The organism is Herpetosiphonaceae bacterium, from assembly GCA_036374795.1.
Taxonomy (GTDB): Bacteria; Chloroflexota; Chloroflexia; order Chloroflexales; family Kallotenuaceae; genus LB3-1.
The window spans coordinates 13,698-25,779 of record DASUTC010000123.1 but is presented as its reverse complement, the minus strand read 5'-3'; the positions used below and the strand labels follow the sequence as shown (position 1 = coordinate 25,779).

Genomic DNA, 12,082 nt, shown 5'->3' with positions numbered 1-12,082 from the left:
AAGCCGCCAAAAGCAAGCGCATCGCAGCATCGATCGGCGACGCTCAGCTTCGATGTGGTTTCGGCGTGCGTCTTCGTGGCTGGTCAGCGTCGTGCAGACGAATCAAAAAAAGCGCGTCCTGACACATCGCTGCATCAGGACGCGCGGATGATGTTATGCGCGCTGCGGCGCAAGCTGCGGGTGAGGCTGCTGAGTGGCCGCGACCGGCTCAAGCTTGAGCCGCCGCAACCGCAGCGAGTTCGTGACGACGAACACCGACGAGAAGGCCATCGCACCGGCGGCGATCATCGGCGAGAGCTGCAAGCCCGTGAAGGGATAGAACAGGCCCGCCGCGACCGGAATGCCGACGACGTTGTACGCAAAGGCCCAGAAGAGATTCCATTTGATCGTTCGCATCGTCTGCTTCGACAGCTTGATCGCCTGGGCTACCGAGCGCAGGTCGCCGCGCAGCAGCGTAATGTCGGCGGCTTCCATCGCCACATCGGTGCCCGTGCCCATCGCGATGCCGATGTCGGCCTGGGCCAGCGCGGGCGCATCGTTGATGCCGTCACCGACCATCGCCGTGATCTGGCCGCCCGACTGTAAGCGCTTGACTTCGGCAGCCTTCGCCTCCGGCAGCACGTCGGAGAGCACATCGTCGGGCGTGAGGCCCACCCGTCGCCCGATCGCCTCTGCCGTGCGGCGGTTATCGCCGGTCAGCATAATCGCGTGCAGGCCCAGGCGCTTCAGCTCCGCGATGGCGGCAGGCGAGGTTTCCTTGATCGTGTCGGCGATGCCGATCACGCCCAGCACCTCGCGGTCGGCGGCGACTACGACTGCGGTCTTGCCGTCGCTTTGCAGCCCCACGATCGCGGACTCGATCGCGTCGATCGCCAGGCCATGATCGCGCATCAGCCGTGGCGAGCCAACCAGCACCGTGCGCCCCTCGACCTCGGCGCGCACGCCGTGCCCGGCCAGCGCCTCGAAGCGCTCCGTCGGTGCCAGCGCCAGCCCTTGCGTCTGCGCCGCCCGCACGATCGCCTCGCCCAGCGGATGCTCCGAGTTGCGCTCCACGCTGGCCGCAAGCTGCAAGACCCGCTGATCCCCGCCTGTTTGCGCTCCGCCCGCGACCACATCCGTCACCGTCGGCTCGCCCTCGGTGATCGTGCCGGTTTTATCCAGCACGACGGTCGTGATCCCGCTGGCGCGCTCCAGCGCCTCGGCGTTTTTGATCAGAATGCCGTGCTCAGCGCCGGAGCCCGTCCCAACCATAATCGCGGTCGGCGTGGCGAGGCCAAGCGCGCACGGGCAGGCGATCACCAGCACCGCGACCGCGAAGATCAACGCCTGGGTGAAGCTCGCGCCGCCGATGAAGTACCAGGCCAGGAACGTCACCAGTGCGATCCCAATCACGATCGGGACGAAGACCGCCGAGATCTGATCGGCCAGCCGCTGGACGGGCGCTTTCGAGCCTTGCGCCTCCTGCACCAGCCGGATGATCTGCGCCAGCGCCGTGTCTTTGCCGACGCGCGTCGCCCGGAACTGGAACGCGCCCGACCGGTTGATCGTCGCGCCGATCACGTTGTCGCCCACGCGCTTCTCGACCGGCATGCTCTCGCCCGACAGCATGCTCTCGTCGATCGTCGACTGGCCGCTGGTCAGCACGCCGTCGACCGGCACTTTCTCGCCGGGCCGCACTACCACAATGTCGCCCACGCGCACCTCGGCGATCGGCACGTCGGCCTCGGCGCCGCCGCGCATGATCCGCGCCGTGCGTGGCTGCAAGCCGATCAGCGCCTTGATCGCAGCGCTGGTCTGGCTCTTGGCGCGGACCTCAAGGAAGCGACCGAGCAGGATCAGCGCGATGATCACCGCCGCCGTCTCAAGATAGACGTGGCCGGGAGCGCCGGAGACGATCAGCGCGAGGCTGTAGAAATACGCCGCCGACGAGCCGATCGCGATCAGTGTGTCCATGTTGGCCGTGCCGTGGCGCAGCGCCTTCCAGGCATTGCGGTAGAAGTCGCGGCCTGCGTAGAACTGCACCGGAGTCGCCAGCGCCAGGAACAGCCAGTTGAGCATATCGGCGTAGGCCGGGTAGTGGTGGATGTTGGTGCCCTCGTGCGCCATCTGGCCCTCGACCGCCGCCCAGTAGGGCGTGAGCCAGGGCGAGATCACGCCCAGGTCGCGCGCCATCGCCAGCAAGAACAGCGGCAGGCCAAACACAGCCGCGACGATCAGCTTACGGCGCTGGTTGGCAACCTCCGCCCGCCGGGCCGCCGCCTCGATGTCCTCGTGCTCCGCCGCATCCTCAGCCGCAGGCTCGATCACGCCGTAGCCTGCCGCCTCCACCGCTGCCTTCAGCGTCGTCCAATCGGCGACGCCGGGCGCATACTCGACGACCGCGCGCTCGGTTGCGAGGTTGACGTTGGCGCTCAGCACGCCGTCGACTTTGCGCAGCGCTTTTTCGACGCGCGTCTGGCACGAGGCGCAGGTCATGCCCGTGACAGGAAACTCGACGCGGTCGGTGATCACGCCGTAGCCGCTGCCCTCGATCGCCGCGATCAGCGCGGGCGGCTGTACCTGCTGCGGATCGAAATTGATAGTCGCCTGCTCGCTTGCCAGGTTGACCTGCGCATGCTCGACACCGCCGACCTTCTTCAGGCCGCGCTCGATCCGATTGGCGCACGAGGCGCAGGTCATACCCGTGACGGGTAGCTTCAGTTGTTTGGTAGCCATAACGTTATCCAACCGTTTCCGACAGCGAGCATCAGTCTCGCCGCGCTTAATCCTCTATGCCAATCCATCCGCCGTTGGTCGCGCTTGAGCGACGTGCCGCGTCCAGAATGCGCTGCACCCGATCGCCGTCGACGAAGGTTGCCGCCTCCGCCAGCGCCGTGAGGTCGCCGTTCAGCGCCCGCTTGAGCGCGTGGCCCAGATACACCGAGCCGCGTGGAAACTCGCCGCCGCGCAGCTCGTCAGGAATATCGACCGAGTCGGTGGGCGTGAGATCGCGGAAGTCGCTACCGCCCTCCGAGAGCAAGAGCCGTCCCGCTTCGATACGCAGCGCTCCGCGCTCGAAGTGCGCGGTCATGCGTGTTGGCTCGGCGACGCCCGCAACTGCGCTCATGGTGATCGTGCCGGGCACGCCATTCGCCAGACGCAGCAGCAGCGCGCTGTAGTCGTCGGCTGTCACCGCTCTGGGGCCGGTATCGCCGGGACGCTCGCGAATACATATGTGGGTCAGCCCGTTGACGGCGGCGATCGGGCCGAGCAAGAACCGGATCTGATCGATCATGTGCGAGCCGAGCGCGCCGAGCACACCGCCGCCCTGCTCCGCGTCGCTCCACCATGTCCACGGACGGCTCGGATCGCTCCGTGAGCTGCCGATGATCGTCGCCTCGACGTGGCGTAGCGCTCCCAGGCTGCCGCTCTGGATTTGCCGCCGCGCCAGGTGCAGCGACGGCAGGCAGCGTAGCTCGTGATCGATCAGCGTGAAGAGCTGGCTGTGCCTCCGGGCCGCCTCAACCATCGCCTTCGTTTCGTTGGCGTCCAGCGCCATCGGCTTTTCGCACACGACATGCTTGCCCGCCTCAAGCGCCGCGATCGCCATCTCTTTGTGCAGATTAGGCGGTGTGACGATGCTGACAAGCCGGACCTCGTCGCGCCGGAGCACATCGCGCCAGTCGTCCGTGGCAAAGCCGACGTTTTGCTCCTGAGCCAGCCGCCGCGTTTTGTCGCGGTTGCGCCCGGCCAGCGCGACGACTTCTAATCCTGCGGCGCGAAACGCCGGGATCTGGACGCGCGTGCTCCAGCCTGTGCCAATCACTCCGATGGTCATATCATGCTGGCCTTCGTAGGGGCGGAGTCCACTCCGCCCCTACCAGATGCGATTGTGAAAGCGCGCCAGATCAATTCAGCACTGTTACGTCGTCGTAGCCCGCCTCGTTGATCGCGTTGACGATCGCGTCGGTCGAGACTTGATCGTCGGCCTGAACGCTGACGCGCTTGCTGCCGAGATCGACCTTGACGTTCTGGACGCCGCTGAGGCTCGTCACTTCTTTGGTGATCGCGTTGACGCAGTGCTGGCAAGAAATCGCCGGAACATTGAATTCCTTGGTCATGGTAGCCTGTCTCCTTGTGGTATTTGATGCTGTTCGCTGATAGGATCTTACCCCGCATCAGACGTGCCAACAATGCGCTAGATCGCCTATATCGGGCATGTAAGTGGCGCATAGCTGCTGCGTGTGATCTGCGGCGCGGGGAGCTGGCAAAAAGCAAGCCAGGCCGCGTAGCTGCGCAGCCTGGCTGATTGATGGTGAGAATGGCTTTAGCATCGTGGCCTCGCTCGATGCTATTTGATCTCCGCCAGGCGCGATTGCCAGGTGGCAAGATCGACGCTCTGAAGCGCCTCGGTGATAGCCTTGTTCTGGTCGAGGCTGAGGCCGCCGATGATGGCGTAGGGCGTGCCCTGCTCTTCCCAGTAGAGGCTGTAGCCCGCGCCGTGCTGGTAGGCCAGGCCCTTCACGCCGCGCACGGTGACTTCTGCGCGCTGTCCCGCGTCGGTGGGATGCTGACTCGCGGGGCTGCCCTTGCCGCCAACCAGCGACGCGATCGGCTCCGTGCCGCTGGTGCTGCGGAAGTCGAGGGAAAAGCCGCTCTGATCCGCCGAGGAGCGTGTAGGATCGATCGCCAGCCCTTCGGGGAGTTTCATCGGCCAGAGGTAGGGAACGGCGTCCAACTGCGGCGGTGGCGTCGGGTCGAGCGGCGGGTTTGTATCTCCACCGGCGGGCGGGTTGGCTCCACCACCAGCGCTGACCTCGGCTAAGTTGCTCTCCCAGGTGCTGAAATCGACGCTCTGAAGCGCCTCGGTGATAGCCTTGTTCTGGTCGAGGCTGAGGCCGCCGATGATGGCGTAGGGCGTGCCCTGCTCTTCCCAGTAGAGGCTGTAGCCCGCGCCGCGCTGGTAGGCCATGCCTTTGACACCGCGCACGGTGACTTCTGCGCGCTGTCCCGCGTCGGTGGGCGGCTCTGCCGCAGGGCTGGCTTTGCCGCCGACCAGCAAAGCGCTCGATTTGTCGGCGGTGTTGTGGAGTTCAAGCGTAAACATATTGGAATCTATGGAAGATCCGGCGGGGCGGATCTCGAATCCGGCGGGGAGTTTGGTCGGCCAGAGGTAGGCGAATGCAGCGGATTGGGGCGTTGGCGGCTCTGTCGCCGCTGTCGGCTCCTGGCTAGTCTGGGGCGCCGTGGGTGTTTCTGCTGCGGGCGAGGGCGATGCCGAAGGCGCTGGTGATGGTGAGGGCGCGGCTGGCGCGCCGCAGGCGCTGAGCAGCAGCGCGACGAGCAAGCCGATCCAGATGGGATACATTCGGCGATGCGATCGATGCAGGACAGGCATGAATATCTCCTTGCAAGGGGGGTGATGCGTTGCTTAATCTTGCTCCTCAACGATAGCGCAAACCGCGCGGCAAGGGTATACTTGCGGTGTGATGCGTCTATGATGATTTCGTTCATTTTTGGTAGGACTTACTCATCGCGCTGTCAGATCGCTATCATGGCTGTAGCCAGCGTAGGGAACAAGGGAACAAAGGAACAAAGGAACAAGGCAGTTAGCCGTTTTGTTCGCTTGTTCCCTTGTTCCTTTGTTCTCCGCTTTGTTCTTTGTTTCGTTGTTCTTTGTTCCCTAGAAGGAGCCGTATGCACGCCACCACGCCCACCACGATCGCCGATCTCCGTTTCGGCCCTCTCGATGTTCCGCTGATCGAGCCGTTTGCGATTGCGACGGGCGCACAGCCGGTTGCCCACAACGTTCTGCTTGAGGTGCGGCTCTCCGACGGTACGCGCGGCTACGGCGAGGCCGCGCCCTTTCCTGCCGTCACCGGCGAGACTCAGGCGAGCACATTGGCCGCGCTTGAGTCGCTTCGGTCGCTGGTGCTTGGCCGTGATGCGCGGCAGTGGCGCGCGCTCGCGCTTGAGCTAAAGGCCGCCGATCCAAAGGCCGCCGCCGCTCGCTGCGCGCTCGAAACGGCGCTGCTCGACGCGCTGACCAGGCAGGCGGGCATTCCGCTCTGGGCCTTTTTCGGCGGCGCGTGTACCGAGCTAGAGACTGATATGACGATTACCGCCGGGTCGATCGAGCATGCGGCACAGTCGGCTCGCTCGATCGCCGCGCGCGGTATCAGGACGATCAAGATCAAGATCGGCGGCTCGCCCGATCTCGACCTCGCGCGAATCGCGGCGATCCATGCCGCCGTGCCCGACGCGCCGCTGGTGCTCGACGGCAACTGCGGCTACGACGCATCAGGCGCGCTCGCGCTGCTGGAACACCTGCGCGCGGCTAATATTCCGATCGCGCTGTTCGAGCAGCCGGTGACACGCTACGATCTCGATGGCCTCGCGCAGGTGACACGCGCAGGCGCAACGCCGGTCGCGGCGGATGAGTCGGTGACAACTGCGGAAGATGTGCTGCGTATCGCCCAGGAGCGCGCGGCGCATGTCGTCAATATCAAGCTGATGAAGTCGGGTGTGGTCGAGGCGCTCTCGATCGCGGCGATCTGCAAGGCGGCTGGGATCGGCCTGATGATCGGCGGGATGGTCGAGACGCTGCTGGCGATGAATATGAGCGCACATTTCGCGGCGGGCCTGGGCGGCTTCTCGTTCGTGGATCTCGATACACCGATGTTCATGGCCGAGCAGCCCTTGCGCGGCGGCTGGCTGCAACACGGCGGCACGCTCTCGATCGGCCATGTCAGCGCGGGTCACGGCGTCGATCCCATCGAGGATCTGCTGAGTTAAACACAACGGCCAGTCACAACGTGACTGGCCTTCTTGTTGGTGCCAAGGACCAGGATCGAACTGGTGACCCCACACTTTTCAGGCGTGTGCTCTACCAACTGAGCTACCTTGGCATGCCCCGCGCCGACTTCCGACTGGCGCTATCGGTTGTTTGGTTACACATGGTGGGCGATAAGGGACTCGAACCCCTGACATCTTCGGTGTAAACGAAGCGCTCTACCAACTGAGCTAATCGCCCACAAGGTAACATTGGTGCCGAGGAAGGGACTTGAACCCTTACGGGGTTGCCCCCACTACCCCCTCAAAGTAGCGCGTCTGCCAATTCCGCCACCTCGGCCTGGATGCGTGCGTATTATACAAGCCCTGTCGGCTTTGTCAAGGGCGATTTTTGAAGAGCACAGAACAGAGAGCTTCCTCCGCTCCCTTTGTTCCCTTGTTCTCTTGTTCCTTTGTTCCCACGCTCCCCCGGAACTGATGTTACAATGTAGCCACTATGCGCATCTGGGCTATCGCCGACCTGCATTTATCGTTTGCCGCGCCGAAGCCGATGGACGTTTTCGGCGAGCGCTGGCGCGACCATCCCCAGCGCATCGCCGCCGCGTGGCGCGACCGCGTGGCCGATGACGATTTCGTGCTGCTCGCGGGCGATAACTCCTGGGCGCTCAAGCTGCCAGAAGCGCTGGTCGATCTCCGCTGGATAGCCGGGCTGCCCGGCCACAAGGTGCTGACTAAGGGCAACCACGATTACTGGTGGGATACTGCCCGCAAGCGTCGCGCCGAGCTGCCGCCGAGCATGACGCTGGTGGAGGCCGACGCGGTGGTGTGCGGCGATTGGGTGCTGTGCGGGACCCGCGCCTGGCTCACGCCCGGCCACCCGACCTTCAACCCCGAAACAGACGAGCGGATCTACAACCGCGAGCTAGGCCGCCTGGAGCGCGCGCTGGCTGCGGCGCAGCGGCTATCCGAGGAGACGAAGCCGATCGGCGTGCTGCTGCACTACCCGCCCTTCTACCCCGATGGGCGGCCAACGCGCTTTGCCGAGATGCTTGCCGCCGCCGGAGTAACCTTCTGTGTCTATGGACACCTCCACCGCCGCGCCGACTGGAACCTGGCCGTGCAGGGTATTCGCGACGGCGTGCGCTATCATCTCACAAGCTGCGATTTTCTCAATTTCGTGCCCTCGCTGATCGTCGACGCGGCGGGCCAGGTTGCCGAGCGCAGCTTTGGCGGCTGAGCGGCCCGCGCAATTCGATCGATCCAAAACCGGACCCGTCTCGTGTACAATAGTACTGTTGTTCGTGATATGCAGATATACCGATAAAGGAGTGCGCCGTGGCGACGAGTGCTGTACCCAAGCGACATGAGCTACCCCTGGAATACACCTGGAACCTGGAAAGCTTTTATGCCAACGATGAGCAGTGGGAGCAAGACTTCAAGCGGCTTGAGGAGCTGATCCCGCAACTGTCGCAGCTTGCCGGCATGATCGGCCAGGATGCGGAATCGATGCTGGATGCGTTTCAGCAGCGCGACGAGGCCAACAAGCTGATCGAGCAGTTGTACATTTATGCCTATCTACGCCAGTCCGAGAACACGGCAAACTCGCGGTATCAGGCGCTCTTCGATCGAGCATCCAGCCTGCACGTGCGCCTGGGCGCGGCGACAGCCTTCTTCGAGCCGGAGATTCTGGCGGTGTCCGATGAGCGCTTGAGTGAGTTTCTGGCCTCGATCGCCGAGCTGCGCGTGTACGAGCATGCGCTGAAGGAGTTGCGACGGCAGCGCGATCATATCCGCTCCGCCGAGGTCGAGGCGCTGCTGGCCGAGACAGGCGAGATCGCCCGCGCGCCCGAGTCGGTCTTTGAGATGCTGAACAACGCCGACATCAAGTTTCCGGTCATCAAAGACGAAGAGGGCAACGACATCGAGCTGAGCCAGGGCCGCTACCTGCGGCTGATGGAGAGCAAAAATCGCGATGTCCGCCGCTCTGCGTTCGAGGCGATGTACGATACCTACGGCAAGGTGCGCAACACCACGGGCACGCTTCTGTCCAGCCATATTCGTACGCACATGTTCTATGCCAAGGCGCGAAACTATGGATCGTCGATCGAGGCCGCGCTCGATCCCGACGCTATTCCGCTGGCGGTCTATACCAATCTGGTCGACACGATCAACGCCAACCTGCATCATCTCCACCGCTATATGCGGCTGCGCAAGCGCCTGCTCAAGCTCGACGAGCTGCATATGTACGATATTTACGTGCCGCTGATCGGCGATGTCGAGGCCAAATACACCTACGCTCAGGCGCGTGAGATGATGCTGGCGGGCATGGAGCCGCTCGGCAACGATTACGTCTCGGCGATGCGCCACGGCCTGTACGATGGGCGCTGGGTTGATGTCTACGAGAACGAGGGCAAGCGCTCAGGCGCGTTCAGCTATGGCGCATACACCAGCCAGCCCTTTATCCTGATGAACTTTCAGGATAATCTGGAGAGCATGTTTACGCTGGCGCACGAGCTGGGCCACTCGATGCACTCGTTCTACACCCGCCGCACGCAGCCGTACACCTACGGCCACTACACGCTCTTTGTCGCCGAGGTTGCCTCGACGCTCAACGAGGCGTTGGTGGTCGAGCATATGCTCCAGAACACCGACGATCGCAATCTTCAGCTCTATCTGATCAATCACCGCATCGAAGATTTCCGCCGCACGATGTTCCGCCAGGTGATGTTCGCCGAGTTCGAGCACGATATACATCGCCGCGCCGAGGCTGGCGAGGCGCTGACCGCCGATCGCTTCAGCGAACTCTACTATGAGCTAACCAAGCGCTATCACGGTCCCGATGTGGTATCCGATGAGCAGATCGCGCTTGAGTGGTCGCGGATTCCGCACTTCTACTCGAACTTCTACGTCTACAAGTATGCGACCGGCATCGCGGCGTCGGCGGCGCTCTCGAAGCAGATTTTGAGCGAGGGACAGCCCGCCGTCGAGCGCTATCTCAACTTCCTGAAGGGCGGTAGCTCCAAAACGTCGATCGATCTGCTGCGCGATGCGGGCGTCGATATGGCCTCGCCTGAGCCGGTCCAGCAGGCGTGCGAGGTCTTTGGCGAGCTTGTCGCGCGCATGGAAGAGCTGACCGCCGACGTGAAGTAGCTTAGCTTCATCGCACATGGGTATAATGCTTGCAGCGACCACCGACCTGGGGTTGCTGCAAGCATTTGTATTGCCTGAGGGATGTACTATGGCAACTCCTACCACTGCCGGTCGGTTTGGCGCGTATGGCGGCAAGTACGTGCCCGAAACGCTGATGCCGGCGATCCTCGAACTTGAGCGCGCCTATGCCGAGGCGCAGGCCGACCCTGCGTTTCTTGCCGAGCTGCGCCGCCTTGAGCAGACCTATACCGGTCGTCCCACGCCGATCACCTTCGCGGCGCGGCTGACCGAGCACTGCGGCGGCGCGCAGATCTATCTCAAGCGCGAAGACCTGGCGCATACCGGCGCGCATAAGATCAATAATGCGCTCGGCCAGGGCCTCCTCGCCAGGCGCATGGGCAAGCAGCGCGTGATCGCCGAAACCGGGGCGGGACAGCATGGCGTGGCGACCGCGACGGTCTGCGCGCTGCTGGGCCTGGATTGTGTCGTGTACATGGGCACCGAGGACATGGCCCGCCAGAGGCCGAATGTGTTTCGGATGCGGCTGCTCGGCGCTGAGGTGCGCGGCGTGAATAGCGGCTCCTGCACGCTCAAAGACGCGATCAATGAGGCCATGCGTGACTGGGTGACAAATCCCGATTCGTACTACCTGCTCGGATCGGCGCTCGGCCCGCACCCCTACCCGACGATGGTCCGCGATTTTCAGTCGGTGATCGGGCACGAGGCGCGGGCACAGATGCAGGAGTTGGTCGGACGGCTGCCGGATGTCGTGATCGCCTGTGTCGGCGGCGGCTCGAACGCGATCGGCATCTTTCACCCGTTCCTCGACGATACCGGCGTTGCGCTGCGCGGCGTCGAAGCCGGCGGCCTGGGCGTGGAGTCCCAGAAGCACGCCGCGCGCTTCGCCGGTGGCCGTCCTGGCGTGCTGCAAGGAACCTACTCCTACGTGCTGCAAGACGACGACGGCCAGATCGCGCTGACGCACTCAGTCTCCGCCGGTCTGGACTACGCCTCGATCGGGCCGGAGCACGCGATGCTCCACGACACGGGTCGGGCGAGCTACACGCTGGCAACCGACGACGAGGCGCTGGATGCGTTTCAGGTCTTATGCCGCACCGAGGGCATTATCCCCGCGCTGGAGTCGGCTCACGCCATCGCCGAGGCGCTCAAGCTCGCGCCGACGCTGGACGCCGACATGATCGTGCTGGTGAATCTGTCGGGTCGGGGCGATAAGGATATTTTCACGGTTGCCGATCAGCTTGGAGTGGCGATCTAGTATGGCTGATGTACACGAGGCACGTCCGCAGGAGTGGTCGTCGCATCCGGGGTGGTGGGGGGTGGCGCTGGGCTACGCGGTGCTGGCGATGCTCGGCTGGCTGACGCTCGGCATCATGCGCTGGTCAGAGCGGCGCGGCGTGCTGAGCCGGGTTCAAGCACTGCTGGCTCAGCGTGATATTGAGCGCGCGATGCAAGGCTGGGACTACGCTGGCGGTGTGGCCGTTGATATGGGCTACGCCTTCGCCGCTGCGGCGGTCTTTGCCTTTGTCGCCGCCGCGCTGTTCCGCCGCACCTGGAATGCGTGGGACTACGCGACAATCGCGATCGGTTTTACGGCGTGTTTGTCGCTGATCTTCCTGTGCGCGTTCGAGCGGATCATGGCCTTGATTCCGATCACCAGCGCGCCGCTGCTTGGCCTGCTGTATCTGCCCGGAGTTAAGGCGGTCTGCAATGTCGGCGAGCGCGACACTGATCCGCCGCAGCCGGAGCAGGCAACCGCACAGCTCGACCGCGACGAGATCGAGCGGGAGATCGCCAGGGAGCGCACGCTGATCGGGCAGCTTTCGCAAAACCTGGACGTGTTCGAGGTCGAGCGGGGCATCGATACGGATCTGTTTATGATGCGCTATACGCAGGGATTGGAAGAAGAAACCGCCGACAACGCCGAGTGGTTTTCAATCGGGCGGGCGGTGCGCCGCAGCCACGAGCGGATCGCCGCGCTGAGGGCGCAGCTTGAGGAGCTTCCTGACCAGACCACGTAGGGGCGACCTGACGGATCGACGAGGGCGAGGCACCGCCTCGCCCCTACGATTCGATCCCGATTAATGTGTAAACCTTGACGATCACGCCCAGGGCACGGCACGGCTGTGCCCATACCCGCCGG

The 12,082-nt window shown here is 63.9% G+C and carries 9 protein-coding genes and 3 tRNA genes; 5 read left to right on the top strand and 7 right to left on the bottom strand.

The features are described 5' to 3' along the window. Positions 1-153 precede the first annotated feature (153 nt). The 4 genes from VFZ66_08415 to VFZ66_08400 form a co-directional block, all read right to left on the bottom strand. Positions 154-2,715 (bottom strand): heavy metal translocating P-type ATPase, encoded by a 2,562-nt coding sequence (locus VFZ66_08415; protein ID HEX6289199.1) that lies wholly within the window; start codon positions 2,713-2,715, stop codon positions 154-156. A 46-nt stretch (positions 2,716-2,761) separates the two neighbouring features. Next, positions 2,762-3,817, bottom strand: coding sequence for a Gfo/Idh/MocA family oxidoreductase (locus VFZ66_08410; GenBank protein ID HEX6289198.1), 1,056 nt, complete (start codon positions 3,815-3,817; stop codon positions 2,762-2,764). A gap of 70 nt (positions 3,818-3,887) precedes the next feature. After that, a complete protein-coding gene (locus tag VFZ66_08405) occupies positions 3,888-4,100 on the bottom strand; it encodes a copper ion binding protein (GenBank protein HEX6289197.1) in 213 nt (70 codons plus the stop codon). Positions 4,101-4,330: 230 nt separating this feature from the next. Beyond that, positions 4,331-5,377 (bottom strand): DUF4367 domain-containing protein, encoded by a 1,047-nt coding sequence (locus tag VFZ66_08400; protein ID HEX6289196.1) that lies wholly within the window; start codon positions 5,375-5,377, stop codon positions 4,331-4,333. A gap of 299 nt (positions 5,378-5,676) precedes the next feature. Between VFZ66_08400 and VFZ66_08395 the strand changes: the two genes are divergently transcribed. Beyond that, positions 5,677-6,774 carry a dipeptide epimerase gene (locus tag VFZ66_08395; GenBank protein HEX6289195.1) on the top strand — a complete coding sequence of 366 codons (1,098 nt, stop codon included), beginning with the start codon at positions 5,677-5,679 and terminating at the stop codon, positions 6,772-6,774. A 37-nt stretch (positions 6,775-6,811) separates the two neighbouring features. Here the strand turns inward: VFZ66_08395 and VFZ66_08390 are convergent. From VFZ66_08390 to VFZ66_08380, 3 genes are all read right to left on the bottom strand, one after another. After that, positions 6,812-6,887 (bottom strand) — tRNA-Phe (locus tag VFZ66_08390). Positions 6,888-6,936: 49 nt separating this feature from the next. Next, positions 6,937-7,012, bottom strand: a tRNA-Val gene (locus tag VFZ66_08385). Positions 7,013-7,024: 12 nt separating this feature from the next. Beyond that, positions 7,025-7,111, bottom strand: a tRNA-Leu gene (locus VFZ66_08380). Between the two features lie 156 nt (positions 7,112-7,267). Here VFZ66_08380 and VFZ66_08375 point away from each other — a divergent pair. From VFZ66_08375 to VFZ66_08360, 4 genes are all read left to right on the top strand, one after another. Further along, positions 7,268-8,008: a metallophosphoesterase gene (locus VFZ66_08375; protein ID HEX6289194.1), complete on the top strand. Its 741-nt coding sequence runs from the start codon at positions 7,268-7,270 to the stop codon at positions 8,006-8,008. 98 nt (positions 8,009-8,106) lie between these two features. Continuing rightward, the gene (gene pepF, locus VFZ66_08370; GenBank protein HEX6289193.1) at positions 8,107-9,921 is read left to right on the top strand and encodes an oligoendopeptidase F; all 1,815 of its coding nucleotides are present in this window, start codon (positions 8,107-8,109) and stop codon (positions 9,919-9,921) included. A gap of 88 nt (positions 9,922-10,009) precedes the next feature. Continuing rightward, positions 10,010-11,197, top strand: a complete 1,188-nt coding sequence (trpB, locus tag VFZ66_08365; GenBank protein ID HEX6289192.1) for a tryptophan synthase subunit beta — start codon at positions 10,010-10,012, stop codon at positions 11,195-11,197. Between the two features lies 1 nt (position 11,198). After that, positions 11,199-11,960 carry a hypothetical protein gene (locus VFZ66_08360; protein HEX6289191.1) on the top strand — a complete coding sequence of 254 codons (762 nt, stop codon included), beginning with the start codon at positions 11,199-11,201 and terminating at the stop codon, positions 11,958-11,960. Positions 11,961-12,082: the final 122 nt, after the last annotated feature.

What these genes read in the sequence shown, in the direction of transcription:
- VFZ66_08415 (HEX6289199.1), bottom strand. Translation starts at nt 2,715, where the DNA reads ATGGCTACCAAACAACTGAAGCTACCCGTCACGGGTATGACCTGCGCC.
- VFZ66_08410 (HEX6289198.1), bottom strand. Translation starts at nt 3,817, where the DNA reads ATGACCATCGGAGTGATTGGCACAGGCTGGAGCACGCGCGTCCAGATC.
- VFZ66_08405 (HEX6289197.1), bottom strand. Translation starts at nt 4,100, where the DNA reads ATGACCAAGGAATTCAATGTTCCGGCGATTTCTTGCCAGCACTGCGTC.
- VFZ66_08400 (HEX6289196.1), bottom strand. Translation starts at nt 5,377, where the DNA reads ATGCCTGTCCTGCATCGATCGCATCGCCGAATGTATCCCATCTGGATC.
- VFZ66_08395 (HEX6289195.1), top strand. Translation starts at nt 5,677, where the DNA reads ATGCACGCCACCACGCCCACCACGATCGCCGATCTCCGTTTCGGCCCT.
- VFZ66_08375 (HEX6289194.1), top strand. Translation starts at nt 7,268, where the DNA reads ATGCGCATCTGGGCTATCGCCGACCTGCATTTATCGTTTGCCGCGCCG.
- trpB (HEX6289192.1), top strand. Translation starts at nt 10,010, where the DNA reads ATGGCAACTCCTACCACTGCCGGTCGGTTTGGCGCGTATGGCGGCAAG.
- VFZ66_08360 (HEX6289191.1), top strand. Translation starts at nt 11,199, where the DNA reads ATGGCTGATGTACACGAGGCACGTCCGCAGGAGTGGTCGTCGCATCCG.